We start from the raw sequence: 22,319 nt of genomic DNA, 5'->3' as shown, positions 1-22,319 counted from the left end.
CGACACCGCTGACCAGATGGCAAGACAAGTCTTCTATGAAGGCTTGTCTTCTATTTGCGTGTTCAGGAGGTTCGTCTAGGCGCCCAGTGTTCATCGGCTGCAGCGAGCATAGTAATAGATAGAGAAGCGAGGAGCATGGGCATGAAGATCAAAACGAAATTGATCATCAGCTCCGCGATTATGATCGCGCTGCTGCTGGTGATGGCCGGCGTCGGCATCAGCAATACTGTCGGACTGAGCACTCAAATGAAGGAAATGTACAACGAGCGGTATGTGAAGATGGAGCTAGCCTACGAGGCACGGGGGCAAGCCAATGAGCTGGCCAAGGAAATCTCCAACCTGCTGCTCAACCCGACAACCGAAAATGTCAGCCTCGCCATGCCTGTGGTAGCAGAGCTGTCTGACGCTGCGACCGGCGCCTTCGCCGAGCTGAAGACGATGGCGCGGGGAACAGGGGACGTCTCCGCCAATGAGCTGCAGCTCCTCACCCAGGTGGAGAGCGCGCATGCCCAATATGCTCGCTTCACGGCAGAACTGCTCGGGCAGATCCAGAACGGCAGCGCCGCAGAAGCGCTGGCTCTGCAACGCGCCGACGGAGAGCGCTACGAGAATGAGCTCATCGCCAAAACAAACGAGCTGGCCGTCTATCACAGCCAGTTCGTAGAGAGCGGCTTCACGTCGGCGATCGCAACCAATGCGCGAGCGCTCATGATCATGATCGCAGTCGCCACGTCCGGCTTACTGCTCGGGATCCTGGCGATGCTGTGGAATATGCGCAATGTCGGTCGAGGCCTGGGAAGTCTCTCGGCGATGATCCGCGGGTTCGCCCAGGGGACAGTCGATCCGACCTCGCGCGTGGAGCATCTGGCGAATGACGAGTTCGGCGATGTCGGCCGGGTATTCAATACGCTGGCCGAAAGTCTGGAGCAAAAAAGCGAATATGAGCTGCGCTACAACAAGCAGATGGAGGAGGACGCCTGGGTCAAAACCCATCTGACGCAGACCGTGATGGCGATCCAGAGCCAGATCGATCTGGGCAAGATGAGCCGCAACTTCGTGCAGGAGCTGGCTCCGCTGACGGGAGCGAGCTACGGCGCGCTCTATATCCGCGAAGGCCAGGGCGCCCGGCAGACGCTGCGTTTGCAGGGCAGCTATGCCTTCCATGACGAGGAGGCGCTGCGCGCGACCTTCGTGATCGGCCAGGGGCTGGTCGGTCAATGCGCCGCAGACGGGCGGATCATCGAGCTGCAGGAGCTGCCTGCCGACTATGTGAAGATCGGCTCGGGCACCGGCGAGACGCAGCCTAGACAGCTGACGCTCTATCCGGTGCAATATCAGGGCGAACTGCTCGGCGTACTGGAGCTGGCCTCTTTGCGGTCGTTCACCTCGGTGGAGAAGCAGTTGCTGGAGGAGACGGTCGAGAGTCTGGGCATCGTCCTGAACAATCTGTTCGGACGCATGCGGGTCGAGGAGCTGCTGCGCGAGTCGCAGACGCTGAGCGAGGAGCTGCAGGCCCAGTCCGAGGAACTGCTCAGTCAGCAGGAGGAGCTGCGCAGCTCCAACGAGCGGCTCGAGGAGCAGACCCGACAGCTCAAGAAGTCCGAGGAGCTGCTGCAGAGCCAGCAGGAGGAGCTGGAGCAGAGCAATGAAGAGCTGCTGCAGAAGACGCATCTGCTGGAGCTGCAGATGAAGCGTACCGAGGAGAAGCATGAGCAGGTCGAGAAGACGCGGCAGGCGCTGGAGAAGCAGACGGTCCAGCTGGCGCTCTCCTCCAAGTACAAGTCGGAGTTCCTCACCAATATGTCCCATGAGTTGCGTACGCCGCTGAACAGCCTGCTCATCCTCTCCCAGATGCTGATGGACAACAAGGAGGGTAATCTGACACCCAAGCAGCTGGAGTTCGCCGGCACGATCTATGCCTCGGGCAACGATCTGCTGAAGCTGATCGACGAGATCCTCGATCTGTCCAAGATCAGCGCCGGCAAGATGGATATCGTCATCGAGCATCTGCCGATCGCCGAGCTTGACCTGTATCTGCGCCGCAGCTTCACGCCGGTCAGCCTGCAAAAAGGGCTGCGTTTCGAGACCGAGCTGTATTCGGAGCTGCCTGAGCAGATCTATACCGACAGTCATCGCGTCAAGCAGATCCTCAAAAACCTGCTCTCCAACGCCTTTAAGTTCACCCAGCAAGGCGCGGTGACGCTGACGATCCGTCCGGCAAGCCCGGAGGAGACCAACCGCAGCGACGATCAGATGATCGCCTTTGAGGTGAAGGATTCGGGCATCGGCATCCCTGAGGACAAGCAACAGCTCATCTTCGAGGCATTCCAGCAGGTCGACGGCACGACGAGCCGCATCTATGGCGGCACCGGCCTCGGGCTGGCGATCAGCCGCGAGCTGGCGGGCTTGCTGGGCGGGACGATTACCCTCTGCAGCAAGGAAGGCGAGGGCAGCACCTTTACGCTGTACCTGCCTGAGTTCCTAGTGGCCGCAGAGTCCGGCTCCAGCGAGCTTCACGACAACGTCCTGGCGGCGTCGGCGCTGGCCGATACGCTCGAAGATTCGACCGTCCAGGCAGCGCCAGCTCGCGAGCGGGACAGCGTCGCGCTGCCGCCGAAGCCGTCCGCCAAGATCGAGGACGACGCCGAGCAGCTCCAGGAGGGCGACAAGGTCGTGCTGATCATCGAGGACGATGTGCATTTTGCCCGCGTCCTGCTCGACATCGCTCGCAGCCGTGGCTTCAAGGGAATCGTCGCCATGCAAGGGGACAAAGGGCTGTCCTACGCCCGCACCTATAGCCCGGATGCGATCCTGCTGGACATCCAGCTCCCGGTGCTGGACGGCTGGGCTGTACTCAATCAGCTCAAGCATCACGCAGAGACGCGGCACATCCCGGTGCATGTCATCTCGGTCGTCGACGATATCCAGCATGGTCTGGCGATGGGCGCGATCGCGTATCTGAAGAAGCCCGCGAGCAAGGACAATCTGGAGCAGGTGTTCTCGCAGATCGAAGGGTTCCTCGAGCGCGATCTGAAGCGGCTGCTCGTCGTAGAGGACGATCCGACGCAGCGCAACAGCATCGTCGAGCTGATCGGTCATGACGATGTGCTGATCACCGCTGTGTCGACCGGACGCGAGGCGCTCTCCGAGCTGCGCAGCGCCCATTACGACTGCATGGTGCTCGATCTCGGGCTGCCGGACATCTCCGGGTTCGAGCTGCTCGATGCGATCCGCAAGGAGGAGACGCTCGGCGATCTGCCGGTCATCGTCTATACGGGACGCGAGCTCGATAAGAAGGAAGAGCTGCAGCTGAAGCGGTATGCGGGGACGATCATCGTCAAGGACGTCAAGTCGCCGGAGCGGCTGCTCGACGAGACGACGCTCTTCCTCCACCGCGTCGAGGCGGATATGCCGGAGGATAAGCGCAACATGCTGCGTAAGCTGCATAATATGGAGTCGATTTTCGAAGGCCGCAACATCCTCATCGTCGACGACGATGTGCGCAATGTGTTCGCGCTCTCGAGCGTGCTGGAGAACTACAAGATGAACATCACATTTGCCGAGAATGGCGTGGAGGCGCTGCAGCAGCTGGAGAAGCCGGGCGGCTTTGACCTGGTGCTGATGGACATCATGATGCCGGAGATGGACGGCTATGAGACGATGCGCGAGATCCGCAGCATGCCCAAGTACGAGAAGCTGCCGATCATCGCGATTACGGCCAAGGCGATGAAGGATGATCGCGACAAGTGTATCGAGGCCGGCGCGTCGGATTATATCGCCAAACCGGTCAATACCGAGCAGCTGCTCTCCCTGATGAGAGTCTGGTTGTACAAGTAAACGGGGGAGAAGCGATGGAAGCCGAAGAACGCGAACGCGTCGAGATCGAGATGCTGCTGGAGGCGATATTCAGACTGTACGGACATGACTTCCGCAATTATGCCTACTCCTCGATCCGCAGACGAATCTGGCATCGCGTCCACGCGGAGCGGCTGGAGACGATCACCGGACTGGCGGAGCGGGTCATCCACGATCGAGCCTGTATGAATCGGCTGTTGGCCGATATGACGATTCATGTGACAGAGATGTTCCGGGACCCCGAGGTGTTCCGGATGTTCCGCACCCAGGTCGTGCCGATCCTTCGCACCTATCCGTTCATCCGCGTCTGGCATGCCGGCTGCTCGACGGGCGAGGAGGTCTACTCGATGGCCATCCTGCTCTACGAGGCCGGGCTCTATGACAAGACGCGCATCTATGCGACCGACACCAATGCCGAGGTTCTGGATGTTGCACGCGAAGGGGTGTTCCCATTGGAGCGGATGCAGCTCTATACGCGCAACTACATGGAAGCGGGCGGGAGCGAGGCGTTTTCCGATTATTATACCGCCCGCTACGACTCGGTGATCTTCCACTCCTTCCTGAAAAAGAACATGGTGTTCGGCCAGCATAACCTGGTGACGGACGGTTCATTTAACGAATTTAATCTCATCCTGTGCCGCAATGTGATGATCTATTTCAACAAGCAGCTGCAGGATCATGTGCACCGGCTGCTGTATGACAGTCTGAGCATATTCGGCGTACTCAACCTGGGCACCAAGGAGTCGATCAACTTCACCTCGCATGCGGAGGATTACGAGGAGCTGGATGGTCAACATCGGCTGTATCGGAAGATTAGATAATCAATAGAGATCATAAAGATGGTTACAAGGCAAAAAACGGAAGGTGAGCCATGGAAACGGGACAATTTCCAATCAATATTCTGCTGGTGGACGATAACCCGGATAACCTGTTGGCCCTGGAAGCGGTGCTGGGCAACCGCGAATACAATCTGGTGAAGTGCCTCTCGGGGGAAGAGGCGCTTCGCAGTCTGCTCAAGGACGACTATGCGGTGATCGTCATGGATGTGCAGATGCCCGGGATGGACGGCTTCGAGACGGCGCGGCTGATCAAGTCGCGAGAGAAGACCAAGGAGATCCCGATCATCTTCATCTCGGCGACGAGCAAGGAGTCGGAGCATTTTTATACGGGCTATTCGGTGGGGGCCATCGATTATATGCTCAAGCCTTTCGTGCCGCAGATCCTGCGCACCAAGATCGAGGGCTTCGTCCGCTTGTTCGTTACGAACAAAAAGCTGCAGCTGCAGACGGAGCTGCTCCATCAGAAGACAGTCGAGCTGGAGCAGATGAATCGCGAGCTAATGCGGACCGCTTATATGCTGAGCAAGACGGAGGCGCAGGCGCGCGTCATCCGGGAGACGTCGATCGATACGATGATCACCTTTGACGAGCATGGCATGATCCTCGACGTCAATCCGGCGCTAGAGGGGATGTTCGGGTATCGGCAGGAGGAGGTGATCGGCCGCTCGATCGAGCTGCTGATCCCGGGCTTCGCCGAGTATGACTATGACGACCATGCCAACAGTCCGCTGACGGGGGCTACGCCGGGCAAGCTGAGGGAGATCATGCCCAGACGCAGCGACGGCACCCTCTTCCATGCCGAGGTCCAGATCGGCAAGGCGATCATCGACGACGAGGAGATCTATGCGTGTACGGTCGCCGACATTACGCAGCGCAAGCAGTTCGAGAGCGAGCTGGTGGAGGCCAAGGAACGCGCCGAGATCGCAGCCCGCGCCAAGACGGAGTTCCTGGCGATGGTCAGCCACGAGATCCGGACGCCGATGAACGGCGTACTCGGCATGACCTCGCTGCTGATGGAGACCGAGCTGAACGAGGAGCAGCAGGAGTATGCCGACATTATCCACAAGAGCGGGGACGCTTTGCTGCTGGTCATTAATGATATCCTCGACTACTCGAAGATCGAGTCCGGCAAGATGGAGCTTGAGGAGGTGCCGTTCCAGCTGTCGGCCTGCATCGGCGAGACGTTCGACCTGTTCACCGTCAAGTCCAAGTCCCATCAGCTGGAGCTGACCTGGCTCATCGACCCGCAGATCCCGAGCGAGCTGGTCGGCGACGTCACCAAGCTGAGGCAGGTGCTGATCAACCTCGTCGGCAATGCCGTCAAGTTCACGGAGGAGGGCAGCGTCCATGTCCATGCGACCTTGGAGGAGGAGTGCGAGGAGGGGGTTGTCATCGCTATCGCGGTGCAGGATACAGGCGTCGGCATCCCGGCGGATAAGCTGCCGTTGCTCTTCCAGCCCTTCTCCCAACTGGACTCCTCGATGTCGCGCAAGTACGGCGGCACAGGCTTGGGTCTGGCGATCAGCAAAAATCTGGTCGAGCTGATGGGCGGCTCCATCTACGTGCAGTCCCGGCACGGCGAAGAGGGGGAGAACGGCACCACCTTTCTCCTCTCGCTGCCGCTGCGCAAGCGCAAGCCAAGGCTGGCGCCCGAGCCGGAGCTGGGAGCGCCGGCACCTTTCTCCTTTGCCGCCCTGCTCGAGGGGGACGAGAGAGCGGATGAGGGGGAGCTTGCGGAGGCGCCGCCGTTGTTGCCAGATCCGCGCCAGCTCGCCCCTGAAGACTATCGCATCCTCGTCGCCGACGACAATGAGGTCAATCAGAAGCTGTCGCTGCGTCTTCTGGAGAAGCTGGGCTTGACCGCCGATGTCGTAAGCAATGGCCGTGAGGCGTGGGAGCGGGCCAGTAAGCATGGCTACAACCTGATCCTGATGGATATCCAAATGCCGGTCATGGACGGATTCCAGGCGACGCACGAGATCATCTCCAGCGTGCCAGCGGAGAAGCAACCGGTCATTGTCGCGATGACGGCCAACGTGCTGCGCGGCGAGCGGGAGAAGTGCATCGCCTCGGGGATGCAGGACTTCATCAGCAAGCCGATCCGTCTCCAGGCGCTGCGAGAGATCGTCGAGCGTTACCGTTACAGCATCCCATATGATCATAGTGCGACGGCCCCGCTCTGAGGCGCCGGAGTGGTCTGCACGTGTACGAGACAATAGAGGAGGGCAGCCGAGATGACGCAGGGGCCGGTGGTGCATGAGGGCAAGGATTGGATCTGGCATCGGATCGACAGCGTGCAAGCCCCACAGACTGCAGCGCTCGTCCGCGACCAGCCGGAGCTGAAGCGCTGGTGCGAGGGGCTGGCCGAGCGCTCGACCAATGCGACAGGCATGCGTACGCATGCTGGCGAGCATAACGCGCTATATGGCTCGATCGTCGTCCGGCGGGACGGGGATACGCTGGAGCAGCGTTCGATCTTTCATTATTATCTGACGCGGGAGATGCTGGTGACGATCGGCTTCGATACGGATCAACTATGCACGACGACGGAGACCGAGCTGCGCGCCAAGCTGGATAGCTGCGATAGCTCGCTGGACGGCTTCTTCCTGCTGCTGGGCGAGACGCTCGACCGTTATCTGGAAGGGATGGACCGTCTCGAGGAGGAGCTGTTCCATCTGGAGTCGGAGATGCGGGAGCATAACGGGATGCGGGTGCTGAGCCGGATCATGGACTGCCGTTACGACCTGCTGCACGGGTCCTCCCTGTCTCTGCCGATCCGCGAGTGTACGGCGGCGGTTCGGGAGGTATTCGACGACGAGGCGGAGGCGAGCGTCGAGTACAAGCGCACGCAGCTGCGCCTTGAACGGCTGACGATGCTCGAGCGGCATTATGCGCAACAGGTTGAGACGCTGCTGCGGATCGACGACAGTATCGGCAGCGTTCGGGGCAACGAGATTATGAAGACATTGACGGTGTTTACCGCCGTCGTTACCCCTGTCATGGCGCTCGGCGCGCTGTGGGGGATGAACTTCAAGGCGATGCCTGAGCTCGAATGGCCGTGGGGCTACGCCGCCGCTCTGACGCTGATCGCGATCGGTACAATCGCCGTCTACGGCTACCTGTACTCCAAAGGCTGGACGGGCGAGCTGTTGAAGAGCGCGCGCAAAAAATCGAAGCGATAGGGCATTGTTCTTTGACATTGGCTTGGCTTGACGCAGCGGGTCGCTCGGCGCTATAATCCGGCATAGCAACGCGTGCGAGTGAAGCGCGAGTCGATCAGGGAAGGGTGAGGCAATATGGACAAGCGGGAGACGACGGTGCCCGTGCATCTGATCTCGGGATTTCTGGGGAGCGGCAAGACGACGCTGCTGCGACGACTGCTGGACGATGTCCAGGAGGCGGGACTGCGGCCGGCAGTCGTCATGAATGAGCTGGGCGATGTCAATCTAGACGGCCAACTGGTGGACGATAGCGTGCCGATGAGCGAGATGCTGAGCGGCTGCATCTGCTGCACGATCCGCAGCGACCTCAGCATGGAGATCAAGGCGCTGGTGGACGAGCACCGGCCTGACGTCATCTTCATCGAGGCGACCGGGGCGGCCCATCCACTCGAGATTATAGACGGTGTCACGGAGGCTTCGCTGTTCGTGCCGATCGAGCTGCAGACGTTGATCACAGTCGCGGACGGCCCGGAGCTGCTGCGGCTCGCACGGCGCGGCGGCGGCCGGACGTTCAAGCTGATGCAGGAGCAGATCCGCTGTGCGAGCCGTCTGTTGCTCAACAAGATCGACAGGCTGGCACCCGAGGAGATCGTCGAGGTCGAGCAGCTCGTACGGGAGTGGAACAAGGTCGCGCCGCTGATCGCGACAAGGAATTGCATCGTCGACACCGCCTTGCTGCTCGATCAAGGCATCGCGCTGACGGAGGCTATGGCGGGCGGAGGCGACGGTGCAGCAAGCGGGGGCAGCGGTGTGGCAGGCAGAGGCGACGGTGTGACAGACGTAGGCGTTGGTGCGGCAGGCGGGCGCGATGGTGCGACGGGCGACGGCGATGGCGTGACATGCATTCCAATGGACGGGGAGGCGCAGCGCTCCCATGCGCATGCCAAAGACGCCAATAATGATGCTCACTCCCATACTCATGACCAACATGACCATACTCATGCTGAGGCCCATGACCATCCCCATCACGAGCATACTCATGCTCACGCTCATACGCATGAAGCCCATGCGCATGTCATGGTGCTGACGCATACGTTCGAGGGGCCAATCGACAGCGAGGCGTTCGAGGCGCTGTTGCGCGACCTGCCCGAAGAGGTGTACCGGGCCAAGGGTATCGTCACCTTTCGCGACACGCCGAGCCGGTATATGTTCCAGTACGCGTTCCGGGAGAGCGACTTCCTGCCGATTCGTCCACAGGGCGAGGTGCGTGACGTGGCGGTATTCATCGGCGAGCATTTCTCCAGCGAGCGGCTGAAGACAGCGCTGCGAGCCTTGGAATCGGGGACGTCCGGTTAGGTCGGCAGAATCTGACTGTTTAGCGATGGGATGGAGGCGGGTATAAAGTATCATCACTTGCAATTCCATTCTACCGTTGAGGAGAGGATCAGCATGAGCAACAATAGCGGATTGAGCGATAAGATCAAAGGCAAGGTCAACCAGGCCAAAGGCGAAGTCAAGGATCAGGTCGGCAATGCGACCGATAACCGCAAGCTGCAGGCCGAAGGCAAGATGGATAAGGTGAAAGGCAAGATCCAAGAAAAAGTCGGCGAGGTCAAGGACCGCACCTGAAACTCCTAAGCGGGCTGAAGGCGGGGACGACGACTAAGTAGAAAGACGATAAAAGGAGGACGATGCTGGGAATCTCGGGCATCGTCTTTTTTGGTGCGCTGCGGTGGCCTCGCGGCGGGGACTTGTGCGAAAAATGGCACAGAATCGGCGATGAAGCGGCGCGCGGCCCGAACTTGTGCGAAAGATCGCACAAATCAGCCGTATAGTGGCGTGACGGCCCGGACTTGTGCGAAAAATCGCACAGAATCGGCGATGAAGCGGCGTGCGGCCCGAACTTATGCGAAAAATGGCACAGAATTTGCGATGAAGCGGCGTACGGCCCGGACTTGTGCGAAAAATGGCACAGAATCGCCAAAATGGCAACGCCAGATCTGGATGTTACTCTACGCTCCCTGCCGAGTGGGAAAATTTGGTCGGATGGCGCAGGCCAAGGGTCCAAGCTATCCAAAACTTGTCCTCATATACTGTACCATGCTTTAAACGAGAGGAGCATGTGCAGATGAGAAAACCAGTTAGCATCTTGCAAACTTACCCACGGTTGACCGTCTACGACGAAGAAAACTTCCGTGGTCGAAGTCGTATCCTGAGGGGGAACCTGGGGATACAGGATCTGGATAATGTTTTGGATGGTATTGAGAGCCTCCGCTTCTTCTCTACCAGCTCCAATGCGACTTTGGTGCTGTTCACCCGTACACGCTTTCGCGGCAACTTCCGCATCTTGCGCGGCAACCGCAGCATCCGCGATCTGGACGATCTGATCGGCGGCAACGATGTCGAGTCGCTGATCTCCACCAATCAGCGCTTGACGACCGCTCAGGTGCGCGCGATTCGCCGGAGCGGCCAGTTGCCGAGCGGCTACCGACTCATTTGATTAGTTCATGGTGCCAAGCCTCACGCCACCACAGCTACGCCGCTACCAGCCTCACGCCACCACAGCTACGCTACCACCAGCATTACACCAGTACAGCTAACACCATCACCCGAACACCATACTTCTAACCACACGGCCCGGGACTTCTCCCAGGCCGTTCTTGCTCGTCGTAGCAGACAGGCCGTCTCAGGAGGTCTGAGGCTGACGAGAGCGTCTTAGACGGCCTTCCTCGTGAAGTAGATCCAGCCGACCAGATAGAACGCCACGAAGCTGACCAGAATTACGATCGGCAGCGTACCCGATGCGATCCCAAAGGCGTCAAAGGACATCGACTGTTCGCGAGGCATCATGGCCAGCGTCGGTTGAGCCCATGGATAATAGGGCGCGAAGTCCTCTGAATTGATGATGAGTATGTTGGGCAGTGTGAAGAAGGTGCCGATGGCGACCGGAGCAGCGAAGCTCTGAAGCCAGGTAGCGGCGAACATCTGCAGCGCTGCCAAGGGCAGACAGGCCGCCCAGCCTCCTAGCATCGAAGCGAGCAGCGCTCCCCAAGGGATCGCTTCCGCGTATCCTTGCCAAGTCCCGATGAACAACAAGGCGGCCAGGATGAGCAGTTGGAGAAGCGCGAGCAGCAGCGCGACCATTGTCAGCTTGGCCGTATAGACGACATAACGCGACACGGGCAAGGCCAACAGTTGCTTCCAGCCGCCGCTTTGATGCTCATAACGACATACGAAGGCGGTAAGAATGGTGACCAGGAGCGGTAAGAACAGCAGCCCGTGCATCACCGATACGATCGCCAGGAGCTGCTGCCACGAGCCGCCCCCCTCCTCCAGCCCGCCTAGCCAGCCGGCCGCAAAAGTAAGGATAGCGGGGAGCGCCACCACCACCCAGACGACCGAGCGACGCAGCTTTATCCATTCCGAGCGAATCATCGCAATCATCGTTACCTCACATCCTTTCTGACGAAGATGACTAGGCTGATTAGCAGTACCAGCCCGCCGGTGACGATGCCCGCGAGCACCGAATAGAGCGGTTCGTCATAGCGATTGTCCAGATGAGGCCAGATCCAGGGCATCCAATCCGGCATCCAGAGGGAGAAGGTAGCGAGCACCAGGTTTACGATCCCGACGGTCATCGGCACCGCCTGATTGGCGATGATCGTAGATAATCCTGTATGCAGCGCGACGAAGGGCATAATCGCCAGATAAGGATAGTATGCTGCCTGGAGCAGCGTGGTCATCGGCGGCGAAGCCTCCAGTCCGAGCAGCCAGCCGAATATGAGCGTGAAGATGACGATGAGCGAGCTGGAGACGAGCAGCAGCAACGCTGTAAGTACGAACTTGGCCACAAAAACAGAGGAGCGGGTGACCGGCAAGGCCAGCGTTTGCTTCCAGGCATTGGTCTGATGCTCGATGCCGGCCGTCAGGGAGGCCAGAATGGCCAGCCCGATAAACAACGAGGGCAGCATCAGAATGTTGACGTTTCGGGTTAATCCGAGCCACAGATCATCTGCGTACAGCGACATGAGATAATCGTACCGCAACCCGTAATTGACTACCTGCAGACCGACCGCGCCCAGCGGCCCCAGGACGACCAGCAGCCAGATCCATTTGCGCCGGATTTTCAGCCACTCGGTGGACAGCACGCGGAGTATCACAGGCTTCCCCCCGTCCCGGTCATCTGCAAAAAGATGCTCTCCAGTGTGGCACTCGACTCCTCGACACGGTAGATCTGATGATCGGCCTGGACAAGTCGGGCGACCAGGACGGCGACCTGCTCGTCGGGCAGTCGCTCCAGCGTCAGTTCATCCGACGAGACCTCGGCCTGGCAGCCTAGCGAGAGCAGCAGCCTGGCGGCTTGCTCCGGCTCGCTGACGCGCAAGCGGATGCTGCCCTTGGCTTGCTTGCGCAAACGGCTGATACTGTCCTCGAACATCATCCGGCCGGCGGCGATGATGCCGACGCGCGTCGCCATCTGATCCATCTCCGACAGCAGATGGCTGGAGATCAGGATCGTCACGCCATGCGTTCGCGGCAAGCTCTTGATCAGCTCGCGCACTTCGAGGATGCCTGCCGGATCAAGACCGTTGGTGGGCTCGTCCAGGATCAGCAGCTCGGGCGCGCCCAGCAGCGCAGTGGCGATGCCGAGGCGTTGCTTCATGCCGAGCGAGTAGCCCTTGACGGGGCGACGGGCATCCTTGGTCAGCCGGACGATCGCCAGCACTTCGTCGATGCGAGACTTGGGCGCATCCAGCAGTCGGCGTACAGTCTCCAGATTCTCGTAGCCGCTCAGATGGCCGTAATACGAAGGGGACTCGACCAGCGAACCGACCTTGCGCAGCACGGCGATTCGTTCCGAGCGGATATCCTTGCCGAGCATATAGATCTGTCCGCTCGTTGGGCGGGCCAGTCCGAGCAACATCCGGATCGTCGTCGTTTTACCGGCGCCGTTCGGTCCGAGGAAGCCGTAGATTTCCCCTTTCTGAATCCGCATATCGACGCGGTCGACGACTGTGCGCCCGCCTAATTTTTTCGTCAGTTGTTTCGTTTCTACCATCCATGGACTGTTCATTCGGATTCACCTCAGGTATCACTGTACCAGAGCAAGGTTAAATCCAGAGGCGCTGCAAGTTTAAGAACGGTTTAAAAAATGAGTGATCGTCACGGTTGTCCCCTGTTCGTCGGTCTCGATGCCCCACTTCAGTTGCATTTCCTTCAGCATCAAGGAGACGATCGAGAGGCCAATTCCGGCGCCTTTGTACTCCGAAGGCTCTTGCATCCCCGGCCCGCGGTCGCGGATGATGATGCGGCTCCCGGGAGCCGCTCCGGCATCGCCCGGGTGCTCCGAATCGTCCTCGGACGTCTCGACCCGCAACTCCAGATATCTGCCGGACAAGGCATGCCGCAAGATGTTCTGCAGCAGATTATCCAACACCCGCTCCATCCACCTTGGGTCGATATTCCAGACGAGTCGGCGCTCCGGAAGCTCGAGTCGAATCTCGAAATGCGCTTCCTCGAATGCCGGATACCACTGGGCAGCCTGGGCTCTCACAAGACGCACGATGTCCGTGCGTTCCGGGCGGTACGGATACTTGCCGGCGTAAAGCAGCGAGTAGGAGAGCAGGTTGTCGATGAGATCGCTCAAGTAACCGACCTTGCTGTCGATCAGCGTCAGCGAGGACTGGCCGGCTGCTGTGGCCACATCTTCCTTCAGACTGTAGACATGGCCGCGGATCGCCGTCAGCGGCGTACGCAGATCATGCGACAGATTGGCGATCAGCTGACGGCGCAGCTGCTCCTCCTCCGCTTCCCGCTGCCTGCTCTCGCGGAGCTGCGCGACCATTTCGTTGAAGGCCCGCTCCAGTCTGCCGATCTCATCCAGATTGCGGACCTCCACCGGCTCAGGAATGGCGCGTTCATCATCGATGGTCATCGCCTGCTCGAGGCCGAGCAGCCGCCTCCGGATCCGATAAAAGAACAGCCAGGAGAGCAGCAGGAAGATGAGCAGGATGATGCCCATCGTGAGGATGATCAATGACGATTGCTGAAGCCATATGCGTTGGAGCGGCGGCTCCATCTGTTCCCGGGGGACCTGCAGCACCATAAAGCCGGCCTCTTGCCTGTCCCCCAGAAAGGCAACGACGGTGAAGGGGTTGCTTTTGTAGCTTTGCTTCATGAACGCGACGGTGTAGGAGGGGCTCCAACGCTCAGGCAGGTCGTCCTGTATGGGGAGCTGCAGCATCGTCTGCCCCAGATCGTCGACCCAGAACATGTCCGCCGCAGGGTACCGTCCCTTCAACTCTCGCAGCTTGGCATCGATATCGGCGGCGCTGGCGCCCGCCAGCGAGCCAGCCTCCTTGTGCCACATCGTCTCCATCTCTGTGCCGCTCTGATAAGGGTTGGGAGCGACAGCGGTCGTTTGGCTCATGGTGTGGAGCGCGATGCTGACGATCGGCAGCGCAACCGGGACGAACAGCACCGCTACGGTAATCAAGAGCGCATATTGGGAGCTGAGCGAATGCTTTAGCCGGAACGTCCTCAGCCATCGCACGCTCTCGCCAGGAAGCTTGCTTAAGAACGCCAAGCTGACGACAGGCAGCGCGATCGGGATGAAGAGCACCGCTGCGACGATCAAGAGCACAAAGTCGAAGCTGAACGGTTGCTTGAGCCGGAATGTCCTCAGCCATTTCATGGCTTCACCCGGAAGCCGATCCCGCGTACCGTCTGGATGATCGCGGGCTGCGAGGGATCGACCTCGATCTTTTCCCGCAGATAGCGGATATGGACGTTCAAGGTTTTGTCTCCATCGAGATAAGGCTCGCCCCAGACGGCCTCATAGATCTGTTCCTTGGTCAGGACGCGTCCGTGATGGCGGAGCAGGTACATGAAGATCTGAAACTGCTTGCCCGAGAGCAGGATTTCTTCTCCTGTAAGTGTATCCGTGATTTGACCGCCTGGCAGTAGCACGCGCAGATGCTCCAGCGTCAGTGTCTGTTCGTCCCGCTGAGGCCCCCGGCGCAGCAGGACCTGGATGCGGGCTGCCAGCTCCTCGGGATGGAAGGGCTTGGTCATATAATCGTCCGCAAAGTTAAGCCCCTGCAGCTTGTCATCGACAGCGGTCCGTGCCGACAGTACGAGGATCGGCAGGTCAGGCTGTTGGTTTTTGAGTCGTTGGCCGATCGTAAAGCCGTCGAGTCCCGGCAGCATCACGTCGAGGATGACCAGATCCGCCTCCCGGGCCAGTTCGCCTGCATGCTCCCCGGAGGTGCGCCAGGTGACCTCATAGCCGCGTTTTTCCAGATCGCCGGACGTCCAGCTGCCGATATCCCGGTCATCTTCGATATAGAGGATTCGTGTCATACATCGTTCACCTCGGGTATGTTATTACCCCTACTATAATCCAACTCGCTGTCAGAAGAAAAGCCGCTCCGCTGTTCAGAGATTGTACAGATCGCTGTGCTATGCTAAGCCTAACTAAGGAGGCGGACATACATGGCAGCCATCATGATCGTCGACGACACGGCATTTATACGAGGCATGCTCAGAGAAATCCTGGAGAGGGCGGGACACCAGGTCGTATTCGAAGCGACTAACGGCGAGGAAGCGGTGCGCGGTTATCACACGTATAAGCCTGATCTGGTGACGATGGACATCACGATGCCTTATATGGACGGCGTGGACGCGTTGAAGGCGATCGTCTGTCGGCATCCTGCGGCCAAGGTGGTCATGTGCTCGGCGATGGGACTTCAGCCACGGATTATCGAGGCCGTGCAAGCCGGAGCCAAAGACTTTATCCTGAAGCCGTTCCGGGCAGAACGCATCCTGGAGGCAATCGATAAGGTTATTTACAATTGAGCGTACCATTTTCAAGTCCAAGCTCGGACCAGGCTCTGGTCTGAGAATACAATTGTTCACGATTGCTGCGTCTCCGCACAGGGAGCCGCAGTTTTTGTTTGATGCCGTTTCACCGCCTAACTGGCGTCCCATCGGGACGCCGTCGGGTGGTGGCATATATGGGTCATAGAGAGGTGCGCGTTGCCCTCAGTTGAAACGCTCGGCCTGCTGCTCGCAGCGGCTGATAATGCCGACGATGACATCGACGGCGCGGAGCATGACATCGACGGAGACGTATTCGTAGCGGCCGTGATAATTCTCTCCCCCAGTAAAGAGATTCGGCGTCGGCAAGCCCATGTAAGAGAGCTGCGAGCCGTCGGTGCCGCCGCGGATCGGCTTGATGACCGGCTCGATACCAAGCGCCAGCATGGTCTCTCTGGCGACCTCGACGATATCGCGGACCGGCTCGATCCGATCCCGCATGTTGTAATACTGATCGCGGATCTCGATCGAGATCCGTTCCTCGCCGTACTGCTGCTGCAGCTGACGCACAGCCTCCTGCAAATGCGCCTTGCGCGCCTCGAAGCCTGCCTTGTCGAAGTCGCGGATCAGATAGCGCGAGTGCGCTTCCTCGACAGAGGCCTCCATCGCGACCAAGTGATAGAAGCCTTCATAGCCTTCCGTGTGCTCCGGCGCTTCGGATTCGGGCAGCTGACGATGGAGCGCCATCGCGAGCTTGCCGGCATGGATCATTTTGCCTTTGGCTGTGCCGGGATGCACGTTTTTGCCACGGAAGCGGAGCGTCGCGAGGGCGGCGTTGAAGCTCTCGTACTCCAGCTCGCCGAGCGGGCCGCCATCCACCGTGTAGGCGAAGGCTGCTCCGAAGGAAGCCACATCGAACCGATGCGGCCCCCGGCCGATCTCCTCATCCGGCGTAAAAGCGACGCGCACCCGGCCGTGCTTGATCTCCGGATGCTGGATCAGATAAGCCATGGCGGTCATGATCTCGGCGATCCCGGCCTTGTTGTCCGCGCCCAGCAGCGTCGTGCCGTCGGTCGTGATCAGCGTATGCCCCCGATAGCCTGCCAGCTCGGGGAACTCGGCTGGCGAGAGGACGATGCCTTGCTCCTGATGAAGCACGATATTGTCGCCGTCATACGATTCGACAAGCTGCGGATTGACGCCTGCGCCGGTCATCTCGGTGGCGGTATCGAGATGGGCGAGGAAGCCGATGACCGGCACCTCGCGCTCGGTGTTGGCAGGCAGCGTCGCCATGACGTAACCATGCTCGTCTATCGTCACCTCCGTCATGCCGATGTCCTGCAGCTCGCTGACGAGTATCCGTCCCAGCTCGAGCTGGCCCGGCGTGGTTGGGCAGGTCTCGCGATCGTCGCGAGATTGCGTATCGACACGGACGTACCGGACGAAGCGGTCGATGATTTCCTGTTTCATGAGTTCTTTCCTCTCCTTCGGGCTAGGGCATGTCAGACACACCCTGGGGTAATCAGGCACCTAGGATTAGGCTGCCTGTCGCTCTTGTGCTTCATTCGCGATGACGCCGAGGTTTTCCTGTTTTTCATTTTCTTTCGGGCACTATCAGGCATTGCAGTAGCCATTCTTCTGGTGCGGAAGCGTACGCTTAGTTCATTTTTATGCCCCGAGGAACATACACATCGTTATTTCGTGGAAATCGGCGATTTCTTGAATGTAAGGAACATGAGTATCCTTATTTGTTCGAAAATGCCCTTTTTTTCTCGATTTGGCGGAAATAAGACGATGTATGTTCTCAAGACCGCCCAAAGGATCGGTATTCGTCGAAATAAGGTTATGTATGTTCCTAGGACTGCTGCGTTTGACCATGCGGCCGACAGGAGTGCATCATTCGGTCAAGCGATAGGAACGCATGCGTTGCTGACCGCTCGTCACTTCAAGCAGATGACGATCGACCAGTTGGTGCAGGATGCGGCGCGCATGCTGGACGGATACGCGGAGATGGCGAGCCGTCTCGAGCGGGGTGAAGGGCCGCAGCACGCGTCGGCCATAACGCAGCACCTCCGCTTCGACCCACGACAGCTCGTCCTCGACACGTTCGGTGACGAAGCGGCCGATAAACGCTAACACCATCTGTTTGCAGAAGTGAGGCTCGTCCTTGATCGAAGGGTAAGCTACCGACAAAAATGTCCAGCCGTCCAGCGACAACAACGAGTGTCGGCGGCATAAATCCTTGAATCGCCGGACATCCAGATCGCGCGCGTGCGAGCCGAAGCCTTGGATCTCGATACCTCCCTTCGCCCCGCCGGGTCTATAGGCTAGATCAAGATACCGGTAGCCGCCGGCAAAGTCCCGCACCTCCCACTCGGCATACAAGTGCTCAAAGCTGCCCGCAGCGGGCAGCCAGATACTCCGCAAATACTCGACGGTCCCGTGTCCCAATCCACGCGCCAGTATTTCTCTGCGCCGGGGGTTGCGCTCCTCCTTCAACTGCTGGTGTATCCATTCCTCATACCTCTGCTGAAAGCTGCTCATCGTGTCGTACCTCCTTCTGAGAATAAACGAAAAAAGCCGCTCCCTTCGACGAATCGCTTCAAAAGCGACAATCGAATAAGGGAGCGGCGTGTGCTTCACGACCGATCTGTGGTTATTATAACGCACCCCGTCTCTGCCGGGAAGGGCGAAATTGCTTATATTCCCCTTCAAACGGGTAATACTATCTATCATCGGGACATAGAATAGACTACAACTGAAGGAGTGATGACGATGGTGAGACGATGGACAAGCAAGCTTGGACGAGGCGTAATGGCGATGTTGCTGGCAGCCGGCCTCTTCATCGGAGCCGGCACCGGCACCTCCGCAGCAGCAATGATCGGATATACTTATAGTTGGACAGCATATCAGTCGATCTGGCAGGCGTTTGTGCTGGACGGTCTGGAGGAAGAAGAGACGTTGACAGGGACAGGCCGTTATGTCGGCATGGCCGATCCACATACGATTGAGGTCATCGTGAAGGGCGAAGCGTACGCGTTCCAACTAGGTGACGATCTGAGAGAGACAGTGGAGAAGCTGGAGGAAGACGACCGGGTCGTCTTTGAATATACGGAGGAGCCGCTCGACGAAATTGCGATATTGCGGACCTTGCTCTCGATCAAAGTTATGGAACAGGAATAAAAGTGGTGGGGCAGAATTAATCGATGCTGGTGTGAAGCCGTATGCGCTGTGAGCGCAGCGGCTTTTTTTGCATGCGAGCCTACACATGCTTGCGGGCGGGCCCGGGAGCAAGAGGAAGGCGCGGTATTGGAGGGCGCGCAAAAAACAGCCCGTACCAGGAGTGTGGCGACGGGCTGTTGTGTGCAGAGCGTCCAAGGTGCAAGAGCGAGACCGGCATGCTGGTAAAGCGTTGCCGTCCAATGCGCGGTGCGGCCCGCCTAAGAAGGCGCTCGCGCCTCAGCGCCTGGCCGCCAAGCGGGGCCGCTCCCTCCGGGCTCGGCTGGCACATCGCGGTTCTCCACTGCCTATGCGCCGCTACTCATGCTGCAGGAAGGCCATCAGCGCTTCGTCGAAGGCCTCGGGCTCATCGAACAGCATGCCGTGTCCGCTATGCTCGAAGGTTACGGTGGTCGCGCTGTCGATGCCCTCGCGCAGACGCTCGGCGAAGGCTGGCGGACAGATCTGGTCGCGCTTGCCCTGGAAGATCGTCGTCGGCACGGTAATCGCGGCCAAGTCGCCGAACAGCTCCTCGTCGCGCAGCGTCTCGGCGACGCCGATCGTCCCCCAGGGAGTAGCCTCGAGGCCGAGCTGGTGCAGCCAGTCGGTGAACGCAGGACTTACCTGACGCGCCCCCTCCCCTTGGGCGAGGAAGAGCTCGCCGAAGTCTCGCAGCATCTGCGGCCGATCGTCTTGGACGGCTGTAATCTGCGCATCGACTTCCGCTCGGGTCATGCCGTGCGGGTAGTCTGGACGTTGCGTAAAGCATGGTGCGGCTGCGCCAAGCAGGGCAAGCTGCGTCACCGCATGCTGGGCGTGTCTGGCCATATAACGGACGGCGATGGCGCCGCCTACCGAGAATCCGACCAGCGCAACATTTTGCAGCTGCAGATGATCGATGACGGCGCGCACATCGTCGGCGAGACGGTTATAGCTATAGCCAGACGCCGGCGCGTCGGAGCGGCCGAAGCCTCGCATATCGATGCCGATGCACCGATAACCGGCTCTGGAGAGCGAGTTCATCTGGTATTCAAACATGCTGTGATTTAGCGGCCAGCCATGCAGGAACAAGACAACAGGACCGGAGCCGATATCTTCAACATACAGGTTGACATAGGGTTCCACTTCGATATAGTGTGCCATGTGTATCAGTCTCCTTTGCCATTAGGGTTACGTATACTTACCCCATCCACCCTGGAGCTAACCTGGAGCGGTCGGCGCGGGACGTTGTCCTGTATAAAAAAAGCCTTCATCGCCAACAAGCGGCAATGAAGGCTGACAGTCCTCATATCAGGCCGCGTCATCCGTCTTCTCGCCCGCATCCGACTCCGCTTTCGCAGCTGTCAGCTCGGCGACGATGATGTCGGTCGGCTGGGTGAATATGCCGTAGAGGAAGGCGGCTTCCTGGGCTCGCGTCAGCGGCTCGAGGGAGCGGTAGTCGGCTGCGCCGTCCTCGGCGAACGTGACCTCCGGTCCATGCAGTCCGAGCTGGACCATCATTTGTACGGCCTGGACCGCCCATGGAGCAGTGGCTCCGGTCAACGGCACATCGTCGAACAGCTCGGCAGGATATTGCAGCACCATCAGACGCCAGAACATGACGGCCGCTTCCTGACGGGTAATGGCGCGTTCGGGAGCGAAGCTGCCTTGGCCGTCGCCCGACACCATGCCCAGCTCATATGCTTGCTGGATGTAAGCCGCAGCAGGGTGGCCAGAAATATCGGTGAAGGCGTATGCCTCCGTCGGACTGCCGTCGAGGCCGCTGATCGTTAGCAGCCGCTGGACATACGCTGCCCGCGTAACGGCTTGATCCGGCAGGAAGCGGCCTTCGCCATCATTGGGGTAGTATCCTAGCGATTGTAACGGCAATACCGCATAAGCGTAAGGATGGTCGGCATCCAAATCTTCGAATCCGGCTGCTTCAGCCCCTTTTTGTGTATAGCTGTAAGGATTGATATAAGGCTCCTTCATGTAAGCGACCTGCCCTTGCTCGTCGAGCTGGAAGGCGGCGAACAGTCCTGTCTCTTCATCGACGAACAGGTTGTCGCCGACGGGCTTGAACTGCCCTTCGCCGAGCAAGGAGCTGCTCCACTGGAGCGCTCCGGCGCTCTCGCCGGATTGGAGTCGGGTGATGAATATCCCTTGTCGCAGGTCGGCGTAGTAGCCGTCATATCGGGCCAGGTCATCTGGCGTGGCCGGAGCATCGTCCGGCAGCTCCGCAGGAGCCGCATATTGCGGGAAGAACGTCGCGATGAACTGCGGGTAGAACAGCTGACGCAGCGCGCCGAGTTGATTATAAGTGATGAAGACGCCGGTATCCTCCTCAGGGATCATGAACAGAAGAGAGCTGTATCCGGTAATGTCGCCGGCCTTGGTAATAATCGCCGGGTTGCTGCCTGCGCCGGGCAGCTGCATCGGCGCTTCGAAGCCGTAGGTAGTGTTCGGCAGAAGCGGGTGAATCTCGGAGCGGTAAGGCTCCATCAGCGCCACCGATTGCTCGTTCAGGATGCGGCCCTTGCCCGTGTCTCCGCCGCTGAGGAAGGCGATCATGAACTTGCCGATATCTGCCGGCGTAGACATCATGCCGCCGTGCGGCATGATCGTAGGGGTGACGGCATAAGGCGGCACCGCTTGCCCGCCAGGTCCGTACCCGACAGCAAGCTTGTCCTTGAGCGCTCCCTCCGGCAGGTAACCGCTATCCTTCATGCCGAGCGGCTCGAATAGATGCGTCTCCATATAATCCTCGAAGGGCTCGCCGCTCGCCTTCTCGACGACCAGCCCGAGCAGCAGGGAGGCGAAGTTATCGTACATATAGGAGCTGCCGGGCTTGCGAGCGACTGGCGGCATATGCGTCTTCACATAGTCCTCGATCTCGACCTTTTTGCCGAGATCCTCGTGCAGATCGTCAAGATTGGGATCGCGGATCTCAAAGCCGGTCGTATGCAGCAGCAACTGCTCGACGGTGACCGGTTGGTCGAACGGGTTATCGAGCGTCAGGCCAGGCGTATAGGTCAGGAAATCCGCCTTCAGGTCCAGCTTGCCTTGTTCGACTAGCTGCATGGCCGCCACCGCGGTGAACGATTTGGAGACGGAAGCGATGCGGAACACCGTATTCTCGGGATCGACGGCTTTTTTGTTCTCCTTGTCGGCGTAGCCGTAGCCTTCCTGGGCGACTACTTCGCCGTCCTTGACGATAACGACGGCAGCGCCGGTGTAGTGGGCCTTGGTTTGCTCGGCGGCGAAAAAATCGTCGAGGAACGCCTTGGCGTTATCTGCATTCAGCGTCTTTGCCGCAGACGGCGCAGCGGCCGGCTCGGCAGCCGCAGCCTGGATCGGTGGGAGGATCAGGCTAAGCGACAACAGGGCGGCAGCTGCGGTTTTGGCAAAGTTGCCTGGAGCTTTCCTTGCGGGTACTGGATTCATGGTT

The 22,319-nt window shown here is 59.4% G+C and carries 18 protein-coding genes; 9 read left to right on the top strand and 9 right to left on the bottom strand.

Features of this window, described 5'->3' with window-relative positions:
• The first annotated feature begins 141 nt into the window (after positions 1 to 141).
• From PA598K_RS28110 to PA598K_RS28080, 7 genes are all read left to right on the top strand, one after another.
• The gene (locus tag PA598K_RS28110; protein ID WP_128660123.1) at positions 142 to 3,837 is read left to right on the top strand and encodes a response regulator; all 3,696 of its coding nucleotides are present in this window, start codon (positions 142 to 144) and stop codon (positions 3,835 to 3,837) included.
• A 14-nt stretch (positions 3,838 to 3,851) separates the two neighbouring features.
• Complete coding sequence (locus PA598K_RS28105; protein ID WP_128660122.1) at positions 3,852 to 4,676, top strand: CheR family methyltransferase; 825 nt, start codon at positions 3,852 to 3,854, stop codon at positions 4,674 to 4,676.
• A 50-nt stretch (positions 4,677 to 4,726) separates the two neighbouring features.
• Positions 4,727 to 6,877 (top strand): response regulator, encoded by a 2,151-nt coding sequence (locus PA598K_RS28100; protein WP_128660121.1) that lies wholly within the window; start codon positions 4,727 to 4,729, stop codon positions 6,875 to 6,877.
• A gap of 51 nt (positions 6,878 to 6,928) precedes the next feature.
• Positions 6,929 to 7,876: a magnesium transporter CorA family protein gene (locus PA598K_RS28095; RefSeq protein ID WP_128660120.1), complete on the top strand. Its 948-nt coding sequence runs from the start codon at positions 6,929 to 6,931 to the stop codon at positions 7,874 to 7,876.
• 114 nt (positions 7,877 to 7,990) lie between these two features.
• Complete coding sequence (locus PA598K_RS28090) at positions 7,991 to 9,211, top strand: CobW family GTP-binding protein (RefSeq protein WP_128660119.1); 1,221 nt, start codon at positions 7,991 to 7,993, stop codon at positions 9,209 to 9,211.
• 93 nt (positions 9,212 to 9,304) lie between these two features.
• The gene (locus PA598K_RS28085; RefSeq protein WP_128660118.1) at positions 9,305 to 9,484 is read left to right on the top strand and encodes a CsbD family protein; all 180 of its coding nucleotides are present in this window, start codon (positions 9,305 to 9,307) and stop codon (positions 9,482 to 9,484) included.
• 499 nt (positions 9,485 to 9,983) lie between these two features.
• The gene (locus tag PA598K_RS28080) at positions 9,984 to 10,355 is read left to right on the top strand and encodes a hypothetical protein (RefSeq protein WP_128660117.1); all 372 of its coding nucleotides are present in this window, start codon (positions 9,984 to 9,986) and stop codon (positions 10,353 to 10,355) included.
• Between the two features lie 215 nt (positions 10,356 to 10,570).
• Here PA598K_RS28080 and PA598K_RS28075 read toward each other — a convergent pair whose 3' ends face one another.
• The 5 genes from PA598K_RS28075 to PA598K_RS28055 are packed head-to-tail and all read right to left on the bottom strand — an operon-like array spanning position 10,571 to position 15,217.
• Positions 10,571 to 11,299: an ABC transporter permease gene (locus PA598K_RS28075; RefSeq protein WP_128660116.1), complete on the bottom strand. Its 729-nt coding sequence runs from the start codon at positions 11,297 to 11,299 to the stop codon at positions 10,571 to 10,573.
• A gap of 2 nt (positions 11,300 to 11,301) precedes the next feature.
• Positions 11,302 to 12,015 (bottom strand): ABC transporter permease, encoded by a 714-nt coding sequence (locus PA598K_RS28070; RefSeq protein WP_260405654.1) that lies wholly within the window; start codon positions 12,013 to 12,015, stop codon positions 11,302 to 11,304.
• The gene (locus tag PA598K_RS28065; RefSeq protein WP_128660115.1) at positions 12,012 to 12,929 is read right to left on the bottom strand and encodes an ABC transporter ATP-binding protein; all 918 of its coding nucleotides are present in this window, start codon (positions 12,927 to 12,929) and stop codon (positions 12,012 to 12,014) included. Before PA598K_RS28065 ends, PA598K_RS28070 begins: the two co-directional genes overlap by 4 nt.
• Positions 12,930 to 12,989: 60 nt before the next feature.
• The gene (locus PA598K_RS28060) at positions 12,990 to 14,549 is read right to left on the bottom strand and encodes a sensor histidine kinase (RefSeq protein WP_128660114.1); all 1,560 of its coding nucleotides are present in this window, start codon (positions 14,547 to 14,549) and stop codon (positions 12,990 to 12,992) included.
• On the bottom strand, positions 14,546 to 15,217 hold the full coding sequence (locus tag PA598K_RS28055) for a response regulator transcription factor (protein ID WP_128660113.1): 672 nt from the start codon (positions 15,215 to 15,217) through the stop codon (positions 14,546 to 14,548). The genes PA598K_RS28060 and PA598K_RS28055 overlap by 4 nt, the downstream gene beginning before the upstream one ends.
• A 132-nt stretch (positions 15,218 to 15,349) precedes the next feature.
• On the opposite strand from PA598K_RS28055, the gene PA598K_RS28050 reads away from it, so the two are divergent.
• Positions 15,350 to 15,712: a response regulator gene (locus PA598K_RS28050; RefSeq protein WP_128660112.1), complete on the top strand. Its 363-nt coding sequence runs from the start codon at positions 15,350 to 15,352 to the stop codon at positions 15,710 to 15,712.
• A gap of 186 nt (positions 15,713 to 15,898) precedes the next feature.
• Here PA598K_RS28050 and pepT read toward each other — a convergent pair whose 3' ends face one another.
• Together pepT and PA598K_RS28040 are read right to left on the bottom strand one after the other, a co-directional pair.
• The gene (gene pepT, locus PA598K_RS28045) at positions 15,899 to 17,143 is read right to left on the bottom strand and encodes a peptidase T (RefSeq protein ID WP_128660111.1); all 1,245 of its coding nucleotides are present in this window, start codon (positions 17,141 to 17,143) and stop codon (positions 15,899 to 15,901) included.
• A gap of 426 nt (positions 17,144 to 17,569) precedes the next feature.
• Positions 17,570 to 18,217: a transcriptional regulator gene (locus PA598K_RS28040; RefSeq protein ID WP_128660110.1), complete on the bottom strand. Its 648-nt coding sequence runs from the start codon at positions 18,215 to 18,217 to the stop codon at positions 17,570 to 17,572.
• A 231-nt stretch (positions 18,218 to 18,448) separates the two neighbouring features.
• On the opposite strand from PA598K_RS28040, the gene PA598K_RS28035 reads away from it, so the two are divergent.
• Positions 18,449 to 18,856, top strand: coding sequence for a hypothetical protein (locus PA598K_RS28035; RefSeq protein ID WP_128660109.1), 408 nt, complete (start codon positions 18,449 to 18,451; stop codon positions 18,854 to 18,856).
• Between the two features lie 354 nt (positions 18,857 to 19,210).
• Here the strand turns inward: PA598K_RS28035 and PA598K_RS28030 are convergent, their stop codons facing one another.
• Both PA598K_RS28030 and PA598K_RS28025 read right to left on the bottom strand, forming a co-directional pair.
• The gene (locus PA598K_RS28030) at positions 19,211 to 20,035 is read right to left on the bottom strand and encodes an alpha/beta fold hydrolase (RefSeq protein ID WP_128660108.1); all 825 of its coding nucleotides are present in this window, start codon (positions 20,033 to 20,035) and stop codon (positions 19,211 to 19,213) included.
• A gap of 147 nt (positions 20,036 to 20,182) precedes the next feature.
• A complete protein-coding gene (locus PA598K_RS28025; RefSeq protein WP_128660107.1) occupies positions 20,183 to 22,315 on the bottom strand; it encodes a serine hydrolase in 2,133 nt (710 codons plus the stop codon).
• Positions 22,316 to 22,319: the final 4 nt, after the last annotated feature.

The sequence above is a fragment of the Paenibacillus sp. 598K genome, assembly GCF_003851045.1.
GTDB lineage: Bacteria > Bacillota > Bacilli > Paenibacillales > Paenibacillaceae > Paenibacillus_D.
This window is presented reverse-complemented; position numbering and strand designations above follow the sequence as displayed.

What these genes read in the sequence shown, in the direction of transcription:
- PA598K_RS28110 (WP_128660123.1), top strand. Translation starts at nt 142, where the DNA reads ATGAAGATCAAAACGAAATTGATCATCAGCTCCGCGATTATGATCGCG.
- PA598K_RS28105 (WP_128660122.1), top strand. Translation starts at nt 3,852, where the DNA reads ATGGAAGCCGAAGAACGCGAACGCGTCGAGATCGAGATGCTGCTGGAG.
- PA598K_RS28100 (WP_128660121.1), top strand. Translation starts at nt 4,727, where the DNA reads ATGGAAACGGGACAATTTCCAATCAATATTCTGCTGGTGGACGATAAC.
- PA598K_RS28095 (WP_128660120.1), top strand. Translation starts at nt 6,929, where the DNA reads ATGACGCAGGGGCCGGTGGTGCATGAGGGCAAGGATTGGATCTGGCAT.
- PA598K_RS28090 (WP_128660119.1), top strand. Translation starts at nt 7,991, where the DNA reads ATGGACAAGCGGGAGACGACGGTGCCCGTGCATCTGATCTCGGGATTT.
- PA598K_RS28085 (WP_128660118.1), top strand. Translation starts at nt 9,305, where the DNA reads ATGAGCAACAATAGCGGATTGAGCGATAAGATCAAAGGCAAGGTCAAC.
- PA598K_RS28080 (WP_128660117.1), top strand. Translation starts at nt 9,984, where the DNA reads ATGAGAAAACCAGTTAGCATCTTGCAAACTTACCCACGGTTGACCGTC.
- PA598K_RS28075 (WP_128660116.1), bottom strand. Translation starts at nt 11,299, where the DNA reads ATGATTGCGATGATTCGCTCGGAATGGATAAAGCTGCGTCGCTCGGTC.
- PA598K_RS28065 (WP_128660115.1), bottom strand. Translation starts at nt 12,929, where the DNA reads ATGAACAGTCCATGGATGGTAGAAACGAAACAACTGACGAAAAAATTA.
- PA598K_RS28060 (WP_128660114.1), bottom strand. Translation starts at nt 14,549, where the DNA reads ATGAAATGGCTGAGGACATTCCGGCTCAAGCAACCGTTCAGCTTCGAC.
- PA598K_RS28055 (WP_128660113.1), bottom strand. Translation starts at nt 15,217, where the DNA reads ATGACACGAATCCTCTATATCGAAGATGACCGGGATATCGGCAGCTGG.
- PA598K_RS28050 (WP_128660112.1), top strand. Translation starts at nt 15,350, where the DNA reads ATGGCAGCCATCATGATCGTCGACGACACGGCATTTATACGAGGCATG.
- pepT (WP_128660111.1), bottom strand. Translation starts at nt 17,143, where the DNA reads ATGAAACAGGAAATCATCGACCGCTTCGTCCGGTACGTCCGTGTCGAT.
- PA598K_RS28040 (WP_128660110.1), bottom strand. Translation starts at nt 18,217, where the DNA reads ATGAGCAGCTTTCAGCAGAGGTATGAGGAATGGATACACCAGCAGTTG.
- PA598K_RS28035 (WP_128660109.1), top strand. Translation starts at nt 18,449, where the DNA reads ATGGTGAGACGATGGACAAGCAAGCTTGGACGAGGCGTAATGGCGATG.
- PA598K_RS28030 (WP_128660108.1), bottom strand. Translation starts at nt 20,035, where the DNA reads ATGGCACACTATATCGAAGTGGAACCCTATGTCAACCTGTATGTTGAA.
- PA598K_RS28025 (WP_128660107.1), bottom strand. Translation starts at nt 22,315, where the DNA reads ATGAATCCAGTACCCGCAAGGAAAGCTCCAGGCAACTTTGCCAAAACC.